The sequence below is a fragment of the Streptomyces sp. NPDC056224 genome (assembly GCF_042267665.1).
In the GTDB taxonomy this organism is placed as follows: Bacteria; Actinomycetota; Actinomycetes; order Streptomycetales; family Streptomycetaceae; genus Streptomyces.
This window is the reverse complement of sequence record NZ_JBHJTK010000010.1, coordinates 23,675-48,425: the sequence shown is the minus strand read 5'-3', so window position 1 is coordinate 48,425 and position 24,751 is coordinate 23,675. Positions and strand designations below refer to the sequence as shown.

Below are 24,751 nucleotides of genomic sequence, written 5' to 3'. Positions count from 1 at the left end.
TTTGCTGCCTTTGGGTGCTGGTGGGGGGGGGGGGGGTGGTTGCGGGGGGTGGGCGCGGGGGGGCGGGGGCCCGCGGGGGGGGGGCCCCCGGACCGGGGTCTACCTGTGTGGCAGGGGATCGTTCATCGACGAGCCCCTGCTACCTGAAGGTGTCCCAGCAGTCCTCCTGTACGGAGGAGAAGCCCATGAAGACGCTGAACGCTGAGAACAGTGCGCCTCCGTAGTACATGCCGGTCCTCCACCAGATGCGGCGCGGGGTGTTCCGCAGTGCCTTGAGCAGGTTGTACAGGCGGTTGAAGCCGACCGACCGGATGATGCGAACCGCCTGTCGGATCTTGGCCGCCTTCATCAGCCAGCCGACACCGCCCGCCCACATGGCGAGCTCGAGGATGGCGTAGACGCACTTGGCGATCTTCCACCAGGTGCTTTCCGACCACCACCACTTGCCGCCCAGGTCGTACATGGTGATGGGGTCGGCTGGGTAGCCGTAGGCGTTGGCGCCGCCGCTGTCGACCGAGTCGGACTGGAGGAACCGTCCGGTCTTCGGGTCGTACGCCCGGGCGCCCATCAGGGTCAGCCCGGACAGGGTGTCGCCGGAACGCTGCTGGCTGCCCAGCCAGTCGTAGCGCGCCGACGGTGTGCTGGCACGCGTGTTGCCGTACTCGTCGGTGTCGAGGAGCGTCGGCGCGACGGAGGTGTCCAGCGGCAGCTGCAGGGCCACGTCGCCGTGGATGTCGGTGAGCTGGAGCACCGTGTTGCCGGTCTTGCTGGTGGTGGCCGCCAGGCCGCCGCCGATGGAGTCGACGTTACGGGTGACCGTTCCGGTGGCGGAGTTCTCCACGACCCAGCTCGGCCTGTCGCAGCCGCAGTCGTAGTGGTTGGTCTTCGACTGGGTCTGGGTCCAGGTGCTGCCGCCGCCGGACTCGACGATCCAGGAGCGGATGCGCATGGAGCCGTCGATCTTCCAGGTCTGGCGCTGGCCGCCCACCGTCTCCTGCTGGATCCGGTCGTTGGTGAAGTAGCCGAGGGTCACGTTGCCGGGCTTGGCAGTGGTGCGGCCGAAGGCGTCGTAGGTGTACCCGGCGCCGTTCAGGCGGTCGGCACTGTCGTAGGTGGACGTGGTGGTCGTGCCGCCGGTGGTCGGGCAGTCCAGCCCGGGAGTGCCGGTGGCAGTGACCAGGGACGTGCGGTTGGACCGCTTGTCGAAGGCGTAGTCGCGCTTGGTGCAGACCGTCTCGGCGGTGTCGGCCACCGAGGTGAGCCGGCCGATCGCGTCGTAGCCGTAGGCCTGCCCCGAGTTCTGCGCGTCCGTGGTCACCTGTCCGTGGATGGAGCGGGTGGTGATGTCGGATTGCACGATCACGCTGTCGCTGTCACGCGTGTACGTCCGCTCGACGGGGGTGCCGTTCGGGTCGTAGGCCTGCTTGAGGGAATAGCCGCCGGGCAGCTTCTCCCCGACGAGCGCGCCGTCCGGGTCGTACGACGCCGTGAACGTTCCGGCCACGGAGTCGACGGCCTTGGTGACGAGACCGCGGGGCTCGACCGCGTGGTCGTAGCTGTAGGTCACCGTGGAGGGCACGTTGTTGCCCGACTTGACCTTCCGGCCGAGCAGGTCGTACTCCGTGGTGGTCACGCCACCATCGGCGTCGGTGTACGAGATGGGGCGTCCCAGCTTGTCGTACACCGTGGTCAGCGTGCCGCCGGTGGGCGAGACGGACTTGGTCTCACGACCGGTGACCGCGTCGTACTCCGCGGTCGTCTCGGGCGTGGCCTGCCCGATGCCACCGGTGGTCTTCACCGACGAGATGCGGCCGGCGGCGTCCGTGGTCGTGATGGTGGTACGCGTCGACGCGCCCGCCGTCTCGGTGGCCTTGGACGAGATGCCCCACCAGTCGTACTCGAAGGTCTTCACCGGCAGGGAAGCCGGGTTGGACCCGCCCCCGGTGATATTGCCGGCCGGGCCGGTGGAGCAGATCAGGTCGGCCCACTCCGGGTGGCCGGCGCAGGCACCGGTACCGGTCGCCGTCCAGTAGGAGGTCACCTTGGTCGTGGCGTCGGTGGCGGTGCCCCCGGGCTGGATCACCTTGGTGACGCGGCCCTGGGCGTCGTATTCGGTGGTGGTGGTGAGGGCCAGGCCCGCCGGATCCTCGATCGTCTTCACCGGCAGGCCCTTGGCCCAGTCGTAGACGGTCTCGACGGTCCGCTGCTCGCCTTGGACGCCCGGGTGCTCGCGCACCTGCGCGCCGGTGATCACGTGCGTGACCTGGTCCTTCACGACGGCGCTGCCGTCGGTGGGGCGGCCCTCGTCGTACGAAGTGACTCTCCAGGCGCGCGCGGTCACCGGGGTGCCCGCGGTCGCCAGGGTGGTGGCGCCCGACTTGAGGTCGGCCGTCAGATCCACCCGGCGCAGCGGTCCGAGCTGTTCCAGCTCGCGGGTGCCGCGGGCGTCGAAGACCGTGCGGGTCGAGAGGAGCTCGGCGCGCTCCGCCTCCGGCAGCGCGGCGATGCCGAGGCCGGTGCGGGTGGCGACCGCGGTCGCCGAGGTGCCGATGGCCGTGTCGCGGTTGGCGGGGGTCAGTTCGCGGACCGTGTTGCCGAACCGGTCGTACTCGGTGGTCGTGATGTGACCGCTGGGCTCGGCCTTGTCGACGGTGCGGCCCGAGGTGTTCATGTAGTGGAGCGTGGCTCGGGTGTAGGCGCCCGAGGTGAGCGAGGCGCCCGCGTTCGCCGAGGGAACGGAGTCGGCGGGGAAGATCGCCGTCGCGTCGACCGGTACGTCGGTCTGGCCCCAGCGCTTCACGTCGGCGGCGCCCAGCTGGAACGGCGCGGTAGCGCCGGACAGCGGCACGTCGTAGACCAGGGTGGTCACGGCGTCGCCCTCGATGACATCGGCGGTGCCCTGCTTCAGGCCGGGGCGGGAGACGTTGAGGAGCATGCCGTCACCGGCAGCGCTGCTGGACCCCGCCTTGCCGTAGCCAAAGTTCCACGCCAGCTCGCCCGGCGGCGTGTACTTGATGACGCGGCCCGCGCTGTCGTACTCGTACGCGGTCTTCACGGCCGGGGAGATCTGGGTGTCCCAGGTCTCGCGCAGGCGACCGCTGGTGTCATAGGCGTAGCTCTGCACGGTCGTGGCCGTCGCGTTCGCGGCACCGGGCGCCGTCGACCAGAGCTTGATCTCCTTCACCTGGTTGGCGAAGTCACCGAAGGTGCCACTGGTTGCAGTGGTCGCCGTCGCGTACACGTACTCCAGTACGCGGCAGCCATTGGTGGCGGGATTCGCCTTGCAGGCCGCGACGGTGGTGGCCGACGTGGGGGCGAAGATGCGGTCGGGGCGCGCCAGCATCTTGCCGCCGACGTTGACGGTCGAGGACTCGATGCTGGTGGTCGAGTCGCTCTGGCCGTCGTTCTTGGTGCTGCTGACCTGCCACGTGGTGGCCCCGGCCGGCTTGGTGAACTCCGTGGTGACACCCGCGGAGTCGGTCAGGGTGAAGGCGCTGCTGGTGCTGCCGGTCAGGCTGAGCATCTCCGAGCCGGGCTCGGGGATCCATCCGGTTTTGGCCGTGTTGGCGGTGAAGTGGATGGGGGTGCCGTCCGACATCACCACGTCGACCGCGGTGTCGGATACCTTCTGGAGGAAGGTGTAGTCCGAGTTGGTCAGTTCGGCGGGGGTGCCGGCGACCCAGTCCTTGCCGAAGATGGGCAGCTGGCCCTCCTGCACGGCACCGGGGGTGCGAGAGGAGGTGGAGCGCTCCACCGACAGTCCCTGGTTGGAGACGTCGGTCTCGGTGAGGGAGTAGTCGCCGGTCAGGAGGTTGACCGCGCCGGGGCCGACGGCCTGTGAGGCCGCGGCGTCGGCGTTGCGGTCCACCACGACGGTGAGCGGGTCGGTGCTGCCCGTGGCGCTGTTCGGGCCGGTGAAGTCGGCTTTGATCTGGACGCTGCCGTCAGGGTTGACGGTGTCCGTCGCGCTCCAGGTCAGCGCGGCATTCTTGCCGCCCGTCAGGGCGACGGGCCACGCGGTCAGCGCGGTGCCGCCCAGGGTGACGTCCCCGGCCGGGATCTGCACCCAGGCGTCGGCCTCCGAGCGGCGCCAGGAGAAGGACACGTTGTCGTACTTGGCCGCGTCGGCCTCCGCAACGAGCGGGAGGCGCCGCGCGGTCCGTGTGCCTTCGGCGGGCTGGACGAAGCCGCCCGGACCGGCGTGGAAGGCGTACTCGATCGGTTCGGACTTGTTGTCCGCCTTGTCGACCGCGCGGACCTGGAGGGTGTGGTTGCCGTTCTTGGGCGGGGTGACCGTGATGGCCTTCGCGCCCGCGGCGCCGTCGGTGGCGACCTTCGTCCAGGTCACGCCGTCCAGCGACCACTCGAGCCAGTTGTGGTCGGCCGCCGGCGGGGTGACGTTGAAGACACCCGGCTGGCCGGCGCCCCTGACCCAGGAGGTCGAGGGGTAGTCCGTCGAGGAGATGCCGGTGGGCGCGGAGGGGGCGGAGGTGTCGACCGTGAAGGTCTTCCAGGCCGACCAGCCCAGGTTGTAGTGGGCGCCGTCGTACGGGTTGGTGCGGAACTTGTAAGTCTTGCCGTTGGTCAGCACGCCGGAGGGCACGGTCACCGAGGCGACCTGGCCGGAGGGCACGTACGGGGAGACCAGAACGTTGCCGACCTGGGTGTTGGTGGCCGAGTCGAAGATCTGGAAGGTGCCGTTGACCTTGTCGCCGTTGGCGTCGACGAACGTGTCCCGCAACACCGGAGTGAGCGAGCTGACGACGTAGTCACCGCCGTAGGAGAAGAACGGCGCGCCAGCCTCCTGCTTGGTACCCGTGCGAGGCCGGTAGTTGTACGTGACGGTCAGCTTCGGCACGTTCGACGCCGCGTTCGCGGAGTTCACGCGCTTCCACGGGGCGGACACCGACTCGTCGGTGGCCCGCAGACCCATGTTGCCCGTGGCCGCCTTGGCCGAGGCCCACTCCTGCACCAGCGTAGTGACGTCGGCGTTGATCCAGCCGTCGGGCGCCGAGGTGCACGCGGGGTTGCCCTTGGTCTCCGTGGAGGTCGCCTTCTTCGCCGTCCAGGCCGGCTGCGCCGTCCAGCGCGAGGACGTGGAGGCAGCCCCGGCGGACCACACCTCCCACGACTGTGCGGCACAGGTGGTGTTGCCGGAGTGGAAGTTCCACAGGCTCAGGTCCGCGTCCATCACCAGCGCGTCGGAGATCGGCGCGGTGTTCCAGGAGATGAAGGAACGCGCGGTACGGAAGGTGCCGTCGCCGTTCTTCGTACCCGGGTTACCCAGGTCCAGCTCCGTGTCGGCGGACCAGTCGACCGTCTCGCCCTGCTGGACGTAGGTGTCGAGGACGCTGGAGAGCGCCGAGGTGGAAGGGTCCACCGTCACCGGGTACTTCGTCGCGGGGTCGGCCAGGAACTTCGCGTCCGGCGTGACCACCAGGTCGAGCGAGGAGCCCTTCTGGAACACCTTCAGGTCGACCTTGACCCGGCGGGTGTGCTCACCCGAGACCGGATCCACGGTGGCGTCCCACATCATGGGGGCCGGCATCACCGCGGTTTTCTTGTTCTTCTTGTCGGTGAAGAGAACGCTGCCGTCGGCCTGCTGCTTGGCCTCCAGGCCCTTGGCCTTCAGTGGCAGCGTATAGGAGAAGCCGTCCGCGGCGGGCTTCTTCTTGATCTCGACGAACTGCTCGAAGCCGGTACGGGTGGCCTCGATGACCACGTCCGCGCCCGGCACGGCCTCGGTGTACTCGGCCCGGGTGCCCTCGAGCTTCGGCGCGGGCAGGCCGCCCTTCCACTGGAGGGTGATCTGCTCGTCCCCCGTGCCGAGGGTGACCAGGTCGGTGGCCGGGGCTGCCTGCGCGGCCTTCAGCGAGTCGGTGGGCCCGGCGGACTTGCCCGCGAGCTTCAGGCCGTGGGGGTGGGACTTCGGCTGCACCGTGCCGGTGGAACCGGCGATCAGCTCCAGATCGACGTCACGCCACTGACCGGTGAGCGGGTCCTTGAAGCGGACCGGACCGGCGGTGATGTCGGAGGTGAGCGAACCGTCCTTGTTCACCCACGTGGTGGACGTCTCCGTACGCGCGGACAATGCCTCGACGCGCTTGCCCGACAGGCGTGCGGCGATACGGGCGGAGGGAATGTCTGCCGCGGTGGTGGGCGTGGAGCCCTGGCCTACCGCGCCCTGGGACTGGTTCCCCGCGGCGAGGGCACTCTGTGACCCGTACAGGACGGACGCCGACATAACGACGGCAAGACCCGCCGCTATGGACGGGATGCCTCTCCTTGCGCGCGGCCACAGCCGGCCGCGGTCACGGGCCAAGCCCGGGAAGGGGGTGTTCACATGTCTCCTTGCAAGGGCCCGCAGGGCCCGTGTGACAGGTCAAGACGTGAGGAACCAGAAGTGGAACCTGACTTCGCGTTTTGCGTGCGCGAAGTGGAACTTAACCCAAAGAGGCTGGAGACAAATCTGCCCGTATCGCGTATCCCATGATCGGAATCAGGCATTCCGGAACCATTCGGCCATGTGATCTACGCCACCACAGCAGGGCGCTGCTTTCCCGGAAACGGTCCTGCCCAGGCTGTGAGTTCGTCGGCGTGCCGGTCGGGGTGGGGCGGACGCGGTCGGTTTCAATGGGTGCGGTGGCACTGTCGGAGACGTTGAAAGCGCCGTTGTCGACCAGGGAACGTTCGGGCCGGGCTCTGTATCCGCGAGAACGAAGTTGATGCAGGATGCGGACCTTGAGGTGATGCCGGTCGACTTCGGGCCGCACAGGTCGTGTTGGTGACGGAGGCCGTCGACCGCTGGGCTCCCGGCAGCGATCGCGGTTGTGAGCGCCCGCCTGGTTGATGAAGTCCGCGATTACGTGCGCGAGGCCGGTCCACTCGGTGGCAGCCTCGACGGCGAACGGCCCCGCGACCAACCCGCCCTGGGCTGTGGCCGTACTGGCCGTGGCGGGCCTGTGGATGGTTGTCGTGGATGTCGCCACGGATGTTCGGGCGGTCATCAGTCGGCGCTCGGCCTCGTGCCTGGGCCAGGTAACACTCACCCAGGCCCCCGGCGTCAACGGGGCCCGCGTGCGGGTAGGGCGGCAGCGGCTGACCGTGCGAGCCCACCTCGCCCACGGCAACCAGGCCGGGAGCGACCAGGTAAGCGTCAGCGCGTTGCGCGTACCGCTCACTCTGTATGTAACGCACACCGGCAACGCGCCCGATATGAGCCATGCAGGCCGCTGACCTGCGGTTTCCTTTCACATGTTTTTGATGGTTCTTATTTCGATAACCCACCACGTGGAGTGCGTCGCGATCCTGGAGTCGGTGGCGAAGGGCGCCTGACCTGGGGACTCGGGCAGTGTGTTGCGTGCGATGTCTGATGCACGCAACGCACGTCCGACGGCGCGTGACACATGGGCTGTCGGGCGGAGTTCGCCCGGGCCCGAGCGCTCGGGGTGTGCAGGGGCCGGGCACGTCTTGCGGCGGGCACCTCAGTCCGCACGGCCCGTCTCGGTCCGCAGGGCTGATCGCAGTGCCAGGGCGTACTTCCGGCTCCTTGCGGTGGGCGGGGTCAGGGGAGGGAGCAGTGTCAGCGGCACCTTGTCGCTGACGACCTTCGTCAGCGCGGTGTTCAGGATGGAGATCTGCCTGTCCAGCAGGAAGCGCTGGGACACGGCCGCATCGGCGGCGGGGCGCAGGCTCCGGCCGAGGTCGGCCAGGGGCCGCAGGATGACGGCATCGTTGAGGAGGTCGTCGGCGTCCGGCAGGCCGCCGGACGCTGCGACCAGGCTCCGGGCCACCGCGGCGGCCGGGTGCTCGTGACCGCGCGCAGCGGTCAGCGCCGTCAGCGCCTGCGCGAACCTCTCCAGCGATTCCATCTGGGCGTCGGTCAGTTCAGGACCGAGCTCGACGGACCGCAGCCGCCGCCACAGTCCGCCGGACTCGTTCTGGCGGTCCTGCCGTGTCAGCCACCGCTTGACCAGGGCCTCGGTGTGCAGTGAGCCGAGGGCCCGCAGCCCGATCTTCTGGATCAGGAAGACGGGCCAGTCGTCGGGCAGCGACGGACGGACCGGCCAGGACTCCTTGGCCGCCAGTGAGCCGATCGCGCACACCGCGAGAGCGGGGGCCAGGTCGACGCCCGTCCTGTCGTGGTGCAGCACCGCTTGGCCCTCGGTGCTGCCCAGCCAGTCCGTCACCGCCCGTACGGCGAAGCTCTGGACCTCGGCCCGGTCGGGGCCGTCGGCCGACTGGAGCAGCCCCCGGGCCCGCATGACCCGGCATGCCTCGGACTCCGTCGCCTCGGCCGTCAGCTTGCCGGACCGCCCCGCTTCGTGGCTCTGCCAGTGCGCCGCGAAGTGGGCGGGGACCAGGCCGGCCACGGGCTGCGGTTCCTGACGGAAGTCCGGCAGCCGCAGCTCGGCCAGAGCCTTGGACATCCATCGCGGGAGGTCCACGACGGTGCGCCGGCTGCCCGGCTTGACCAAGGTCACGAACCGCCCGCCCCTCCGGTCCTGCCGCACCCTGGCCACCTCGGCCACGAAGGACTCCTCGGCCAGTTCCGCAGGTACGTCCACCGGCGCGTAGGCGGCGAGTACGCCAAGCGGTTCCACGGACACGAGGCAGGAGGCGGGCTCCCCGGCAGACGACTCCTCCAGGGACTTGGTGACGACGTGCACCGGCAGCCGGCGTCCCGGTGCGAGGTTGTGGAACTCACGTTCCACCAGCGGAAGCCGGCTCAGGCTCACCGTTCCGGGGCCGTCCCGGAGCACGGTGAGCCGACGGATGCCCCGCAGATGGTCGAAGAGCGTCGAGCCGCGCAGACCGCTGGTCCATGCCGCTTCCCCGACGGGCAGCCAGTAGGGACGCTGGGCACGGACGTCGCGGCAGACCACGCCCAGGGCACGGTCCTCCTCGTCGTTGACGCGCAGCCAGGCCCGGACGGCGATCTCCTCGCCGCCCTCGGCCACGCCGCCCTCGACCCCGTCGACCCCGTCGGCCTCGCGGCCGCCCGGGATCCCGCACGACAGCAGTTTCCCGGCCTTGTCCCAGTGCAGCCTCACGTACTCCCGCGTGCCGGCCAGCGCCCGGGCAGCCGCCTGGATCTGCGCTCCGTACTCCGGCAGGCCGGGTACGAGCTGCCGGACGTGCACCCGGAACAGCGCGCTTCCCGAGCGCACCGCCACATGGCCGCGGCCGAGGTCGGCCACCGGTTGGGCCAGCACCGTCCCCTGGGGCCAGATGCTGCGGGGCTGCGCCCGACGGGACACCGTCACCACGGTCTCCTGCTGCCCGGCGACGACCTGCTCGACGGTGACGGGCAGGACGTCCAGCTGGTTCAGCAGGCTCGCCCCGCCCCGCCGCGCGCGCATCAGTTCGGAGCGCAACCAGCCGCAGCCGAACCAGGCATCGGCGTCGCCCTCCGCGGCCAGCTCGACCCGCGCCCCCGGCAGTCCGCAGATCCGCAGGCCGTGCTCCCGGTCCACGGCCAGGAAGACCACGTCGTTCTTCGCGACGCTGCCGGGCTCGGCGGCGCTCAGCCGGTTGGCCCGGTCCAGCCACACGGCGCTCCCGACCGGGTGGGCGTCCAGCACGGTCTGGTCGGCCGGGTAGGGCACGGTGCCGCGCCCCTCACCCAGATAGAGGGCGCCGGCCTCCTCGTCCCGCAGGGCGACCGGCAGCAGCATGCGACGTGCGAACGGTGCCGCCGTCGCCCCCCGCAGCCCTGGACGCCAGTCGTCCAGCACCAGGTGGCCGCACTCGTTCACCCCTCCCTCGACCCGGCCGTAGACCAGGTCGCCCGGGCTGAACAGCGACCAGTCGAGGTCGGCCAGCGAGTGGCCGTCGGCGAACCGCACCAGTTCCCGGCGCACTTCGGAGACGCGGCCCGGGGCAAGCTCCAGCCAGACGCTCTGCCGGTCGGCATGGGCGACGGCCCAGGAGCGGCGCCGTCCCTCGGCGATGTCGTCGGCCGGCTCCTCCAGGAGCTCGGTGGCCGGAAAACCGAACCGCTGCAGCGCCTCGCTCTCGTGCCGCAGCGTCCAGCCGGCGGTGTTGCGGGAGAAGAAGACGGGCTCGCTGATCGAAACGGCCCGCGCCGGAAGCCTGCGCGTCCGGGGCTTGTCCTCGCCGGGCACCCACTGCCGGGTGCGGGTGTCGTGGTAGCTCCATCCGTGCTCGGTGCAGGCCTCCGCGATGCGCCGCGCACTGGCGTCCATGAACGACAGCTGGGCCCACGCCATCGGCGCCTCGGAGGTGGCCAGTTGCGTACCGGCCGGAGCCAGCCGCCCGCGGCGCACACCGCTCACGACGTCGTCGGCATCGAAGGCGAGGGTTCCCGCCTCCGAGAGGTCCAGCGGCACCACCCGGTCCACCGGTCCGCCCCTGGGCTGCTCCTCCCGCCGGACGGCGGCGATCCGGGGATGGCCGGTCTGCAGCAGAACCCTGCCGAAGCCCTTGCGGGCGGTGGCGCTGATCCCCGGGAGCCCGGCGACGGTGAACCGCCCCGGCTCGTCGGCGCGGCGCAGGTCGTCCTTCGTCTTCAGGTTGTCCTTGGGGAAGACGACCACCGGGCGGGGCTGGTCGGTGAGGTAGGCGTCGTCGGCCGGGATGGCCAGGACGACGGTCACCCGCCCGGTGTCGGCCAGGTCCAGCCGGACCACCGACCGTGGCGTGATGCCGGGTCCCCTGTGCAGGTCGGCCATGGGGAAGACGACGCCGGGCCGCACCTCGACGCACTGGCCCGCGGGGTCGACGACGCCGAAGCAGCCGCCCGACCGGTTCTTCAGGTAGCTCCGCAGCTCGTCCGCCGGGCGGGGCAACGGAGACTTGGTGGACCCCTGCCAGCGGTTCTCCTTGTCGGGCGACAGGCGCAGGAGTTCCACCAGCATCTTGGCCTGGTCCGCGTAGGCGCCCAGCCCGTGGGCCTCCACCGCCCGTCGCAGGACGCCCTCCCGGTGGGAGAAGTCCCGGCGGGTGACGATGACGTGGAACGGGGCCCGGTCGGCGGCCGCGTCCGGGTCGCCCAGTGCGGTCACCCCCGGCGGCAGGTCGAAGCGGAGCAGGTAGTCGTTGGGCGTCGGCTGGATCCGGCCGGCCTCCATGTAGAGCTTGTCGCCCGTTCGCAGGCCGGGGGTCTGTTCGTCCGGCGCGGCCGTCGGGGGCACCAGGCGGAAGTGGTGGACGCGACCGCGCAGGGGTCCTTCCTCCACCGCGGCACGGCCGAGGACGCGCTGCCGGGCCCTGTCCCGGGGGACGGTGGCGAGCAGCCGGGCGATGTCATCCGGATGGAGGAGGGCCCGGACCGAGCGCCCTTCCACGTGGTCGTCGGCGCCGTCGCGGTCGACCCCCCGGCTGCGGGTGTACACGCGGAGCACCGCCACCCGCCCCGTGGCGTGGTCGATTTCCAGGTCCAGCAGGTGGACCACGGCGTGCGCGGCCTCCTGGTGGATCTGGTGCTCGACGCTCTTGCGGATGTCCCGCAGCGCGATCGACACCCGGATCCCGCCCGGTACCTCTTCCTCGGCCGCGGCGGTCAACGAGACGGCGTCGACACGGTCACCGTGGAAGAGCGTCAGCGCCGCGGGGTCCACCGGCCCGCCCCCGACGGTGAGGGCGGCGTGCGGCACATCGGCGAACCATCCGTACCCCCACTCGAAGCGGTGCACCGGGCCGGCGTCGGTCTCCTCGAACCCGACGTAGTAGGGGCGGCGCTCGCGTTCGATCGGACAGCGGCTTCCGTCCGTACGGGCGTGGGGGGCCACCTTCTCGATGAACTCGGCCACCGTCAGCGCAGCGGCACGCAGGTGCGAATACCGGTATCCCCGCCCGTACGGCACCGGCACGGCCCGGGCCAGGTGTTCGGAGTAGCCGCGTCCGCCGACGAAGGTCTGCGGGCCGTCGTCCGGTTCCAGCCATGCCCGGTAGGTGCCGTCGCCGTCGGGTGCCAGAACGTCGAGGTGGAGCCGTCCCCGTACCCTCGGGCCCTCCAGGGTCCCGTCGCGGCGCGCCAGGAAACGGGCCCACTCGGCGGCGGGGTCCGCGGCGGCACGCCGGTTCCGGTCCGGCCGGGAGCGCAGGGCGGCCGGCGACAGCACGAACCTGCGCTGTACGTCGGTGTAGCGCGGCCGGCCGCCCTCTCGGCGCGACGCGGGAGTCACATCGACGCACAGGGTGTGCACCAGGACCTGGTCGACGTGGACGGGCTGCGGATTGGCGTCGAGGGAGAAGCCGCCCGTGGTGCCCACCAGCGAGCGTCCGTCCTGTTCCACCAGGACCCTGCCGCGGTGCAGGCGCCTCGCTCTGGCCTGCTCGGACTGCTGCCGACCGGACTCCGGGGCGCGGCTCAGCGCGAGCCGGGCGAGCGAGGGGTGCTGGGAGACGGTGTTGCCGTAGTGCTCGCCGCGGTCGGAGACCACGCCGACGGTGTGCCATCCGTCGTCGGGGAGGGCGTCGGTCCATTCCCACAGGGCGCGCAGCCGGAGCCGGCGCCGGAGAATGGAGAAGACCCAGCCGTCCGGGGTCCGGGTTGCCGTCAGGTGGTCGCCCACCGAGGGCGATGCCTGGTCGAAGCACAGCGCGGGGACGACGGCCTCGGCGACTTCGTCGTCGAGGCGGAGCCAGACGCGCAGCATGGTCAGGGTGTTGTCGGCGTTGTACATGCGGCCGAGGACCAGCCCCGGCAGTACGTCTGCCCGCTCCAGCCGGGCCGGGTCGGTGAGGCCCGTGCACGCCTGGCCGAGGCCGGTGTGGCCCTCCGGGTCCCGCTGTGGCTGCGGGCGCGGGGCGTGACCGTCCTGGACGACGACCGCGCGCCGGCGCGTGGTCTCCGACACGGCGGGGAACTTGCCGCTCAGCGTGAGCGATTCGGTGGCCGCCCAACCGGTCAGGCCGGACGACAGCATCACCAGGCAGTCCGTGTCCCCCGGCTTCCTGGTCAACTGCCGGACCAGTTCGACCACCGTGCCCTCGCGCAGTCGGGCCAGCCGGTCGTAGGTCTCGGGGGAGAGCTCCTTCTCCTTGATCCCCGACTCGTCCATCGCCCGGGCGACGGCCAGCCGGCCACGGGCCTGCGGCTCTCCCCAGTGGTCGATGCTGCACAGCGCACGCTTGCCCTGCACCCGGCCGGCGAGGTTGACCTTGATCCGGGTGGGGAAGCCGGGGACGGCCGGGACGTCGATGGTCCAGAAGCCGTCACCGTCGGCGTCGTGCCATTGGGCCTTGTGGTAGAGCTCCTGGACGGGGAGGTCGGCCTGGTCCTCGTCGTGCTCGTCCTCGGTGGGCCCGCTGGACCCCGCCTGGGCGGGGGAGGCGTCGAAGAGCTCCAGCCAGCGGGCGTTGCGGTCGTCGAACGGGCTCTGGCCGGGGGCCGGTTCGCACAGGGTGAGCCGTCCGCGCCCGGGTTCGTAGGAGGCGTGCACGATCAGCCCGGCACGCCCGGCGGAACAGGCCTCGTCCAGCTGCTGCCAGTCCGCCGCATCCCAGGCGGAGGGACCCAGGACGTAGGAGCGACCGGGCGTGGTGACGAACCGCCAGGCGGGCCCGAATCCCGTGCGGTCGGTCGCCGGCCCCTCGAGGACCAGCCGCAGCGTGGTCCGCTCGGAACGCTGCCCGGTGTCGGCCTCGTCGAGGCCGGGCGCCACGGCGAGTTCGGGGGGCCCGGCGTCCACCGGCACCCAGTGGCCGAGCGCCGCGTCCCACCGGGCCAGAGTGTCGCAGGGCAGACCGGTGCGGGCAGAGGGCGAGTGGGACCGGGACAGGTCGGGGTCCCAGCGGCGCCGCGCCGCGATGTCGCCCGGATACGTCCCTCGGGCAAAGCCGTCCTCGTCCATGCCGTGGACGGACAGTTCCAGTCCGGGGAAGCGGTCGACCGGGCTCAGCCGTGCCGTTCGGATCTCCCCGTCCTCGGCGGGCCGGCGGGCCAGCGCGACGACCCGGTCGCCTCGCAGCCGGGCTCCGTCCTTGGCGAGCAGGACGGCCACGGCATCGCCCACGCGTCGACGCCGGGCCAGCTGCTCGGGCACCAGCGCGGGTACGGGGAACCGCTGCCCCAGGTTGATCCACAGCCGCTGCTGTGAGCCCGTCAGGTTCCCGTCCTTGGCGGTGACGAGCCCGAGAGCGTACATGCCCGCTTCCGGGCGGGGCGCGTCGGGCAGGAAGAGGTTGTGCACCGGCGCGTGGTTGCGTCCCTCCATCCGCGCGTCGATCACGACACCGGGCTGGTACAGGACCGTCTCCCCGGCCCGACGGTCGACGGTGCCGGCCCGGACCAGCCACGACTCGCCGTCGCAGGAGCCGGACTCCACCCGCCTGGCCGGAGCGAGGGCCGGTGCGTGGGAGTCCCGCCACAGCTTGTCCATGCCGGTGGCCAGCGGCAGTTCATGGGCCTCCAGCATGCGGTGGGACGTATTGCGCAGGAATCCGACCAGGGCGGCCTCGGTGCCGCGCAGCGAGAGGCGGTTGCCGCAGGTGTCGAAGGGGCTGTCGGCCGAGGTGGTCAGGCCCCATGGCCCCCAGCGGACGTACAGCGACCGCAGTGCGCGCTGCCGGAGGTGGTTGGCGCTCGTGGGCGCCAGGTGCATGCCGCTGCCCAGCACTTCGAACAGCCGGTCGTAGTAGAACGGGGCCTTGGCGCTCAGGTCGATCACCGTGTCCACGACCTGTTCCAGGACGCGCATCACACGGTCGTGCGACGCCTGCCCCGAGACCGGGGCCGCGAACATGTCGAACATGCGGCCGCGCACCCAGCGGGGCAGGTGCTGGGGCAGGTTGAGCGACCGGACCCGCAGCGACCAGGACGTCACCCAGTCCTCGTACTCCTGCGCGTCGCCCAGGTCCGGCTCGCGGAGCAGCGCCGCCAGTTTGAGGGTCCGCACGGTCACCGGAATGATGCCGTACTCGTCGGAGACGTCCCTCTCCAGTTCCTCGCCCATGTCGGTCCAGTCGGCGACCGAGAAGGCCTCCCGGCCCGGGTCCTTGGGCGCGCTCAGCAGCAGTCTGCGGTAGTGCAGTCCGGCTGCCGCGCTCGGGTCGGCGTAGTCCGGCCTGCCTCCCACCCAGTCCCAGCGCAGCGCGTAGGTGGAGTCTCCGGGGTAGATCTCACGCCACAGCAGTGCCGCTTGGACGGAGGTGCCCCGGTGCGGCTGGTCCCCGAGGCCCGAGGCGAACTCGAGCAGCGCACGCGCCGGGGCCACCGTGTCGTCCGGGGTGGTGAACCACCGGCCGCTGCCCTCGGTCCGGTGCGGCCGGGTGCCTCCCGCCGCGGCCTCCTGGAGCCAGCTGAGCCCGACCCCGAGAGCGGAGCGGGACCTGACCAGCGAGCGGACGGGCGCGGGGGGCTTCGGCCCGTCCGCGTCCCAGGCGTGCACCCGGGTCATCAGCCGCACCAACTCGCCGGGGTGCACGGCGGGCCGCTTGCCGGTGCCGACGGCGTCGACCTGCTGGATCTGGTGGAGCATGAACGCCCCGAGACGGCGTACGGGCGCCGACGACACCACGGAGCTCCGGGACACCCCGGCCTCCCCCTGCCCCTGCCCCTGGCCGCTGGTCGCGTCCCCGTGGCCGTCGGTCAGCTCCTTCATGAGGGCACGGTGACGGGTGCCGACGACGTCACGGACGTGCGTCAGGAGAAGCAGCAGGAAGTCCGGGACCCGCCCGGCTTCCTGCCCTTCGGGCGCAGGCGCGGCGGAGAGCAGGCGCACGGCCAGGGAACTGGCGGCGAGCAGGCGGACCATTTGTTCGGCAGTGGCGCGGAACTGCTTCGGCTCACCGGGCGGCGAGAGGATCCACGGCGACCACACCTGCGCGGCCGTCGCCGGATCGATGGCCCCGGGGGATCCGTCGGCCAGGTAGAGGACCGGCAGGCGCCAGTCGGGGGCGGGGCCGCGCAGCCGCAGCAGTCGCCCGACGTGGAGCTGCGCGTGCGCGTAGTCCTCGCCGTGGGGGACGGTCACCCGCATCTGCCGCTGGGTCGGCACGCCGCCCGGTGCCTGCCAGTACGGTTCGAGCCAGCGCACGGCCCGGCCGGGGTCGAGCTCGGCGGCACACTCGTACAGGGCCGTCTGCCAGAGCACCCCCGGCATCGGCGAGTAGCGGTGGTTCCCGGTGCCGCCCAGCCGGGCGTAGGCCAGCACACGGCGGCTCCCGTCCGGGGTGTCGTCATCCGCAATGCCCGCCGGTCGCCTTCGGGCCGTCCAGCGGCCCAGCTCGGCTCCCGTCGTCGCCTCCGCCTCCAGCCGGGCCCATACGCCGTCGTCGGCCTCTCCGGTGGAGCGGAAGACCACCCGGGCTGCCGTGGCCAGGACGTCGGGTTCCATGTCGAAGGAGCCGCCCACGGCGCGCGCCAGCCGGTCGAGGCGGGCCGTGGTGTCCTCCGGTCGTAACGCGGCGGCCAGTTCCGTCGCCTGCAGCAGCGCCAGCCTGCCGTGCCTGCCGCGCAGGGCGCCGTCGAGGAGCACCGGGAACTCGTCCAGGAGCTCGCCCAGGGCGTCCGGGCACACGTCCGTCAGCGCGCGGGCGGCCGTCAGCAGGACGGAGGGCAGCAGATGGTCCAGGAGGTCGTGGTAGGGAGGCGAGGGCTCGTCGGCGGCGGCGGCGACCGCGGCGGGCCCCTCCAGCACCTTGCCCAACAGCCGTACCGCCTCCGGGTCTCCCGTTCCGGCGGCCTGGAGCATTGCGGCGACCAGCGGCCGCAGGCCCTGCGGCAGTACCTCCGCGACACTCCGGTAGAGGACTCGCGTCCGGCCGGTCAGCTCACGGACGCAGACGCAGCGCCGGTGCTCCGCCGGGGCGTCCTCCGCCTCGTAGCGCTCGTGTTCGATCAGGAACGCCTGGTGCGCCCTGAGCACATGGGGCAGTGCGTACACCGTGAGCGGAGTGTCCGCTCCGGCCAGCCACTCGAGGGCGGCACAGACCAGTTCGCCGGAGCCCGGCTGTTCGACGGGTTCCCGCAGGGCGGTGACGACGTCGAGGTAGTCCGAGACCACGCGGGGCGGCAGGCCCAAAGCCGAACAGAAGTACCAGTTCTCGAGCACAGCGGTCCTTCCCTGCTGATCGGCGCACTGCCCGCTGTCCCCGGCGATGCCGCGCGCACCCACACGCAACACAGTGATCAAGGTGTGTCGCGGATCACACAGTCTATCGGTTCATCAGGTTCACCACGGGCTCCAACGGACATTCCCGGGCCACCCGTTGTCCCCGTCGGGGCGGACCGCCTGCTTCCCCGAGAACGCACGGGCCTCCGCACGGTCAAGTCCACGCCCCTTCTGGGGGGATGAACAGCGACTGCCGCATTGCCCGCCGCAGATCGTGCAGTTCGTCCTGGAGGTCGTAGTCCGGTACACGGCCCGGGAGTTCGCCGCCCAGGCCGACGAGCGAGCGGCGGGCCGGTGAGCGGTCGAGCACCCAGGTCATGCGGGAGGCGGTCAGCGGAAGGCGCGTCAACAGGGTCCAGCTGCCGAGCCGCTGCCCCCGGGGATCCAGCTCCGTGAAGTCCGAGCCGGACAGCAGCCCGGCCCTGTCGAGTGCCACGGCGTACTCGGGGCTCGCCAGGTCCTGCGCGCGCACCGCACCCCCTTCACGCGCGGCCACGCCCACCGCGGCGGTGACCGCGTCGGACGGGTGCTGCTCCTCGATCCACGCGCGGAACGCGTCGCCGGTGTGCAGCCCGGTGTGCAGGAGGCCCAGGACCACCGTGTCGACCATCGTCGGTGTGAGGGCGACGCCCCGGAACGCCTCGGGCTGCGGCAGGCGGCCGGCCCGGTGGGCCGCCCGCAGCCACGCCCGGGTGGCCGCGTCGTCGCCTTCGGTCGCCCACAAGGAGGCCCAGCGTGCCGGGTCGGACCGGCCGGCGGCGTGGGCGCGCAGCAGTTCGTCCCCGAGGTCCGGCCGCCCGGCTCGGACGGCCCGCAGCGCCCGGGCCTCGGCGGTGACGTCGCCCCAGGGCGAGCCGGCGTCGTTCAGACGGCTGACGACGGCGGAGGCGTCGGGCAGCCCGGTGGGCACCGTCACCCCGGTGGCTTCCAGGGCCTCGGCCAGCGCGGCGCCGGACAGGTCCTGATCGCAGGCGTCGGGGTGTTCCGGGGCCCGGACCAGGTATTCGTCCGACCCCAGTTCCTCGGCGATGCGCCGTGCCGTACGCCGGGTGGCCGGGAGGGGTCCGTCGTGGACCTGGAGGACGACGCCGCGCAGCCCGGGCAGCAGACGCCGCAGTTCCCGGACATGGCCCGTCCAGTCCAGACCGGCGGGATAGGAGGCCGGCCGGCGGATCACCAGCCCCAGGGGCCGCCCGTGATCGAAGGCCGGAGCGAGGGTCAGCTTCAGTGACTCCGCATTGAGGTCGGGCAGATTCCGCGGTGACTCGTACGTGTACCAGTGGAGCCGCTCGCCGTCCAAGGGCTCGTTGCGTTCGGCTCTCACCCGCCACAGGTCTTGTTCCGTACGGGTGAGCAGGTCCGCGAGGTTGTTGCCCGAGGGATCGGCGAGCACCGAGGTGAAGGCGCCCTCCCGCAGGCAGAACTCTGCCGTGAGACAGACCCGGAAGCGCTCGTCGAGCCGGTCGGTGACGTCCGTGGGCACGCGGTGCGCCACCGAGGACATCGACGACGCCTCCCGGGGCGCCGGTGTGCCCAGTCGGAGCGGGGCTCCGGCCCGGGAGGTGAACAGCACCGGGTGGACGTCGGTCCCCGCGAAGGCCCTGGCGCCCGCCAGCACGGCCAGGTCCACGTCGACGCCTTTGACCAGGGCCTCGAAGAACCGGCCGGCGAAGTCGCCCGCCTGGCCGTCGCGGACCGTGCCGTCCACCGCCACCACGTACGGCACCCCGGCCCGCGCGAGCCGCTCGGCCAGCGATGCCTCATGGCGCCCCTCGTCGTCAGGGGCCGGGGACGCCGAGCCGCACGCCATCAGCACGGCCAGCGGGACCCGCTCGTCGACCAACCACGCCGCGAGCGTGTCGCCGTCGAGCCAGTGCGCGGTGCGGGAGCCCGGCTCCCGCGCGACGACGAGCCCGCCGTCGACATGGTGTCCGCCGAAGTGGAAGGCGAGCGGTCCACCGGCCAGGTCCCGGTGGATCGCCGCGGTGTCCGCCGGTGGGGGGTCCACCGGCCGGGTCCTGAACCGGCTGCCGGCCAGGGCGGCCACGATCCGGTCGCGGTCCCCGGTCCCGTACGTCAGCGGCCCCGGACCCGCTACGTTTCGCGTCGTGCCCGGCCTGGTGGTGATCTCCCCTTGGACGTCAACCGCGTTGGCGACGACGACGACGTCGCTCTGGCCGTCCACGACGGCCGGGGGCATGGCGTGCCGCGGGAGGACCTCGCGGACGAGGGAGATGCGCGGGTGCTCACGCAGTGAGGTCTTCGGGACGCCCGCGGCCAGGTAGCCGTGCTCGACCCAGTCCTGCCACACCCCGTTCGCATCGGCGCGGTGCGCCTCGGGTACGCGGACCCGGTCCAGCGGAAGAGCGGCCAATCGAACCGGGTCCTCCGGTCCGGCGCACAGACGCAACCGCAGCCGTAGCATCCGGCCGTCCGTCAGGCGGGCCGCCTCGTCGCTGATGTGCTGCCGCACGGCTTTGGGCAGTACCGCGTCCGACAGGTCCGCGAGTGCGTAGTCGTCCTCCAGGGTCAGGAGCGCCCGGACGTCGTCGTCCTCGAACTCGAAGGAGGTCTCGGGTTCGCCGCGGGGGCGGCCTTCGGGAGTCAGGAGTGCCACGCGCAGCTCCGTCCCGGCCCCCCACGACAGTTCGACCAGTACGTCGCGTGGGGTCACCGCCATCCGGTCCTCCGTCCTCCGGGTCCCCGCCCGTCACTGCCCAGCGGGCACAATTATCCCTCCGGTTCCTTCAGTCCAGTCGAAAGGCCCGTCATGGTCGACACCGCGCCGATCGGGAAGGAGGAGCTGCGACGGATCCGCACCTCGCCTCTGTGGGACGAGCTGGACGAACCCGCCCGGCAGGCCGTGCTGGCCCTGCTGGCGATGGAGACCGACGACGAGCAGGCCTTCCTGAACGAGCTGCAGCACGTCCGGCACCAACACGCCAGTGTGAGAAGGCTGTTGCGGAAGTACCAGGCCGGGCGCGGGACGAACGAGCGCGGCGTGCCGGTGCAGGCGCAGGCGCAGCCGGAGCAGGGCACCGCCGAGCCGGCCGCCCCTGAGGGCCCGGCGGCCGCCGCGCCACTTGCCGACCGCTACCTCAACCTGTGCCTGACATGGCCGATCTCCCAGCGGGTGGTGGCCAGGGACTGGCTGCTCGGGGCGGGAGCTCACTATCAACTCCGCCTGGACATCGGAGAGTTCAACCAGGAGAGTCTGCTGCAGGGGAGCGCGCGGCCGCTTCCGGGCGACGCGCTGCCGCACGTGGACGGCGGCGGGCAGGGCGACTGGCTGCAGATCAACGTGCTCAGCGAGGACTTCCTGGTGCCGGACCGGCGCCACGCGATGTTCCTGCCTCTGGACGGGCACGCCTACGTCTGCCCCTGCCCGCCCGGCAGCCGGCACGTGTGCCGGCCCGAGCACCGCGGGAAGTACGTGTGGATCCCGGTCACGGCCCCGGACGGGCCGCGGTTCGAGGCGAGTGTGCGGGTCACCGTCTCCTACCGGGGCAACCTGCTCCAGTCCGCGACCGTCCTCGCCCCCGTGGCGGAACGGGAAGTTCCCACGGGCGGCGCGCTGCGGGGCGAGGTCGACTTCACGCTGACCGCCGGCTTCCTCGGCCTGGACGAGCTGCCGAGCCGTGACGCGGCCATCAGGATCTCCCGCGGGTCCGACGGGGCCCTCCTCGTGGATGTCGAAGGCGGGGACCGGCCGGTCAGCACCTTCTGGCTGACCGAGGCGCAGATCGAGGGTGCCCTCTCCCGTGCCCGTGCCGTCCTCACCGATGTGCACGCCACCCGTGCGGTTCCCCCGGAGAAACCCGGTGACGAGGGGATCCCGCCCAGGGACAGGCTCGGCCCGGACAACGGCAAGGGCCCTGAGGAGTTCCGGCACGATCTGTGGCGGCTGGCCGCGGTGGGCTGGGACCTGCTCCATCTGCTCGCGCCGGTGCCTGCGCAGCGGGCGGCACTGCGCGACCGGTTGCGGGAGCCCGCGACCATCCAGATCTGCCGGCAGCAGGGGCAGCCGCTGATGTTTCCCTGGGCGCTCGTCTACGACATCCCCGTCGACACCGGCGACAGCCCCGTGTTCTGCGAAGCGGGCCTGGAGCAGGCGCGGCACGGCGACGGCGCCGGACGGGCGTGCCGGGACTCGGCCCGGCACACCCGCAACACCGTGTGTCCGTACGGCTTCTGGGGTTTCCGGCACGCGATCGAGCAGCCCACCTCGCGGATGGACCGGGGCACGTTGCCGCTACGGGCCGGACGCGGCCTGGGTGAGCCGCGGGTGACCGTGGGGCGCGCCCTCACCCTGCCGCGACCCGATCTGACGGAGCAGCACATGAACCGTCTGCGGCAGCAGTTCGGCGTGGGCAACGTGCGGGACTGCGACTCCCGCACGACCCTGCTCGACGAACTCTTCCGCGCCGGTCAGGACTGCGTGTACTTCTACTGCCACGGCCGCAGTCAGAAGGACGCCGCCGACCGTACGGGTGCGACGGCACTGGAGATCGGTCACGGTCAACTCGTCAGGCCTGCCGACATCTCGGCCCGGATGACCGGGACGGCCGACGTGACCGCGACGAAGGGGTGGCAGGACTGGGAGGAGAACGCCCCCCTCGTCTTCCTCAACGGCTGCCATACGGCCGACGACACCCCGGGCACCTGGCTCACCTTCGTCGACGTGTTCAGCAGCCTGGGTGCCTCCGGGGTCATCGGCACGGAGATCTCGGTCGGCCAGAACTTCGCGAGCGAGGTGGCTCAGTCGTTCTGGCGCCATTTCCTGGAGGGGCTGACGGTCGGCGAGTCACTGCACCGGGTGCGAGCGGAACTACTGGGCAAGGGCAATCTGCTGGGACTCGCCTACACGGCCTACTGTTGCGCCGATCTCAGGCTCAGTCGCCCATGAAGGAACCTACGCCGGGCACCCCGGACTGCTGCGGCAGCGAGGGGGGCTCTCCCGCAGCCCCCTGCGGGAGCGGTGCCGGCTGGGCGGCCAGCCGCTTGCGCTCCGCGCGGTTCAGCAACCCGGCGACGATCAGGTAGCCGAAGAAGCCGACCGCCAGCCCGAACGCGTAACAGGCGAACAGGTCCGGGTCGGGGAACCGCGCGTTGATCACTACACCGCCGCCCAGTGCGGCGACCACGGTGACCAGGTCGGAGATGCGCGACCCCTGGGAGCGCCGCAAGGTCCGATACGCGATCCACCCGACGACCAGGCCGAAGCAGCCCGAGCCCACCAGACTGAGGACGGAATACTGCACGCTACTCCTTCAGGCTGCTATCGCACGGAATGTGCGCCCTGGACGGCTCCGCAAGGCTAGCGCAAAAGCCCTGCCGCGGGCGGGCACTTGGAGGCAGCGAGCGGGCAGGGAGGCGACGGCGCGGCGAGGCGGCGGGGCGGCGCTCCGATCGATTACGGGGCCGCCTCGCGCGGGGCCCGGTCGGCGTGCAGGGCTGGGGCGCGTCCCGATCCCTCCCCGGCATGGTGAACGGGGGACGTGGCCGCGCAATCCCGATGGAAACAGGTCAAGCCGCACCGGCCCGGTCCAAGGATGCTCCGGGCGGGGTTATTTGAGTATCCGTAACGCGCGTTCCCGCATAGGCGGGCGCTCAGCGGACTCGTAGGTTCCTGTCACCTGCCGGAGACATGTGCGGTCCGCGACGCGAACCGCCATCCCCCCTGTCCGACCGGCTGGTGTCCGCACGGGTGGAGACCCAGCCCAGCACCGTGCGGACGGGCCCATCCCCCCATGTCCCTGACGCGGCCCCAGGGAACGGCATGCCCACCCGACCCCGGAGAGGGGTCGGGCGGGCGAGCCGTGCGACCACGAGAGGAACCACCCCGTGAAGCAGAGAACACTTCGCATATCCCTGCTCGCCGTGACCACCGCGGCCCTCCTCGGAACCGGCACCGCCACGACCTTCGCGGCGCCCGTACCGCCCGCCGAGGCCGCCGCGACGCAGCCCGCTCCGCTCGCCGCGTCCGCAGAGCAGAAGGTCGAGCGCCTCATCGTCGGCTACAAGCCCCAGGCCGCCGAGGCGAAGTCCGACTCCGCCGCCGACGACGACGCCAGGGCCAAGGCCAGGAAGACCGGCGCGCCCCTCGACTTCGACCGCCGCCTGGGCACCGGGGCGGCATTGGTGGACCTCGGCGCGAAGCTCGACAAGGCGGCCGCCGCCGAGGCGGTGGCCGCCTTCTCCGCCGACCCGGACGTCGCGTACGTCATCCCCGACCGCCGGATGTACGCCGCGGCCGTGAGCCCGAACGACACCGAGTACAGCCGTCAGTGGGACCTCTTCGAGGCCACGGCGGGAATGAACGTCCCCGCCGCCTGGGACAAGGCCACGGGCACAGGCGTCAAGGTCGCCGTCATCGACACCGGCTACGTCGCCCACTCCGACCTCGCCTCCAAGGTGATCGCCGGATACGACTTCATCTCCGACCCGTTCATGGCCAACGACGGCGGCGGCCGCGACAGCAACGCCGCCGACCCGGGCGACTGGATGCTTCGCGGAGAGTGCGGCAACAACTACCCCGAGCAGGACCTGTCGAGCTCCTGGCACGGCACCCACGTCGCCGGCACCATCGCGGCCGCGACCGGCAACAGCAAGGGCATCGCCGGCATCGCGTACAACGCGACCGTCCAGCCCGTCCGCGTGCTCGGCAAGTGCGGCGGTACGACGGCGGACATCATGGACGGCATCACCTGGGCCTCGGGCGGCTACGTCCCGGGCGTTCCGTCCAACCCGAACCCCGCAGACGTCATCAACATGAGCCTCGGCGGCAGTGGCGCCTGCGACTCGGGCACCCAGAGCGCCATCAACGCGGCCGTGAGCCGCGGTACGACCGTCGTCGTCGCGGCCGGCAACAGCAACACCAACGCGGCCAACTTCAACCCGGCCAACTGTGCCAACGTCATCACCGTCGCGGCCTCCGACCGTGAGGGCAACCGCGCCTCCTACTCCAACTACGGCAGCATCGTCGACATCACCGCGCCGGGCGGCGAGACGGCGGTCAGCTCCGCGAACGGCATCTGGTCCACGCTGAACAGCGGCAGCCAGGGTCCGGCGGGCGAGAACTACGAGGCCTACCAGGGCACCAGCATGGCCGCTCCCCACATCGCCGGCCTCGCCGCGCTGATGTACCAGGCGAACCCCTCCATCACCCCGGCCCAGGTGGAATCCACGATCAAGAGCAAGGCCCGCGCCCTGCCCGGATACTGCTCCGGCGGATGCGGTGCCGGTCTGGCCGACGCGGCGGCGACCCTCGGCGCCGGTACGACCCCGGCCCCCGGCGGCACCGTGTTCACCAACTCCGCCAACGTGAACATCCTGGACAACACGACGGTCAGCTCGTCCATCTCGGTGACCGGCATCAGCGGCAACGCCCCGGCCGGCCTCAAGGTCGGCGTCGACATCAAGCACACGTTCCGCGGTGACCTGAAGATCGAGATCGTCGCCCCGAGCGGTGCCTCCGCCGTGCTGAAGGACATCAGCACCAGCGACAGTGCCGACAACGTCCTCACCACGTACACGGTCGATGCCTCCGGCCTGGTCGCGAACGGCACCTGGAGGCTCCGCGTCACGGACGCCTACTCGGGCGACACGGGCTACATCGACTCCTGGAACCTCACCTTCTGATCCACCTCCACCTCCACCGCCACCCCCCA

The 24,751-nt window shown here is 71.6% G+C and carries 6 protein-coding genes; 2 read left to right on the top strand and 4 right to left on the bottom strand.

Annotated elements, in window-relative coordinates; genetic code table 11:
• Positions 1 to 139: 139 nt before the first annotated feature.
• From ACFCZ1_RS15470 to ACFCZ1_RS15460, 3 genes are all read right to left on the bottom strand, one after another.
• Positions 140 to 6,244, bottom strand: coding sequence for a DNRLRE domain-containing protein (locus ACFCZ1_RS15470; RefSeq protein ID WP_376678793.1), 6,105 nt, complete (start codon positions 6,242 to 6,244; stop codon positions 140 to 142).
• A gap of 1,240 nt (positions 6,245 to 7,484) precedes the next feature.
• Positions 7,485 to 17,021, bottom strand: coding sequence for a hypothetical protein (locus ACFCZ1_RS15465; RefSeq protein WP_376678792.1), 9,537 nt, complete (start codon positions 17,019 to 17,021; stop codon positions 7,485 to 7,487).
• A 214-nt stretch (positions 17,022 to 17,235) separates the two neighbouring features.
• Positions 17,236 to 19,761, bottom strand: a complete 2,526-nt coding sequence (locus tag ACFCZ1_RS15460) for a CHAT domain-containing protein (RefSeq protein ID WP_376678791.1) — start codon at positions 19,759 to 19,761, stop codon at positions 17,236 to 17,238.
• Between the two features lie 90 nt (positions 19,762 to 19,851).
• Here ACFCZ1_RS15460 and ACFCZ1_RS15455 point away from each other — a divergent pair, with 90 nt between their 5' ends.
• Positions 19,852 to 21,987 carry a CHAT domain-containing protein gene (locus ACFCZ1_RS15455; RefSeq protein ID WP_376678790.1) on the top strand — a complete coding sequence of 712 codons (2,136 nt, stop codon included), beginning with the start codon at positions 19,852 to 19,854 and terminating at the stop codon, positions 21,985 to 21,987.
• Here the strand turns inward: ACFCZ1_RS15455 and ACFCZ1_RS15450 are convergent.
• Positions 21,974 to 22,342: a hypothetical protein gene (locus ACFCZ1_RS15450; protein ID WP_376678789.1), complete on the bottom strand. Its 369-nt coding sequence runs from the start codon at positions 22,340 to 22,342 to the stop codon at positions 21,974 to 21,976. The two genes, ACFCZ1_RS15455 and ACFCZ1_RS15450, sit on opposite strands and share 14 nt — an antisense overlap.
• 583 nt (positions 22,343 to 22,925) lie before the next feature.
• Here ACFCZ1_RS15450 and ACFCZ1_RS15445 point away from each other — a divergent pair.
• Entirely contained in the window at positions 22,926 to 24,722 is a 1,797-nt protein-coding gene (locus ACFCZ1_RS15445; protein ID WP_376678788.1) for a S8 family serine peptidase, read from the top strand.
• Positions 24,723 to 24,751 lie beyond the last annotated feature (29 nt).

What these genes read in the sequence shown, in the direction of transcription:
- ACFCZ1_RS15470 (WP_376678793.1), bottom strand. Translation starts at nt 6,244, where the DNA reads ATGTCGGCGTCCGTCCTGTACGGGTCACAGAGTGCCCTCGCCGCGGGG.
- ACFCZ1_RS15460 (WP_376678791.1), bottom strand. Translation starts at nt 19,761, where the DNA reads ATGGCGGTGACCCCACGCGACGTACTGGTCGAACTGTCGTGGGGGGCC.
- ACFCZ1_RS15455 (WP_376678790.1), top strand. Translation starts at nt 19,852, where the DNA reads ATGGTCGACACCGCGCCGATCGGGAAGGAGGAGCTGCGACGGATCCGC.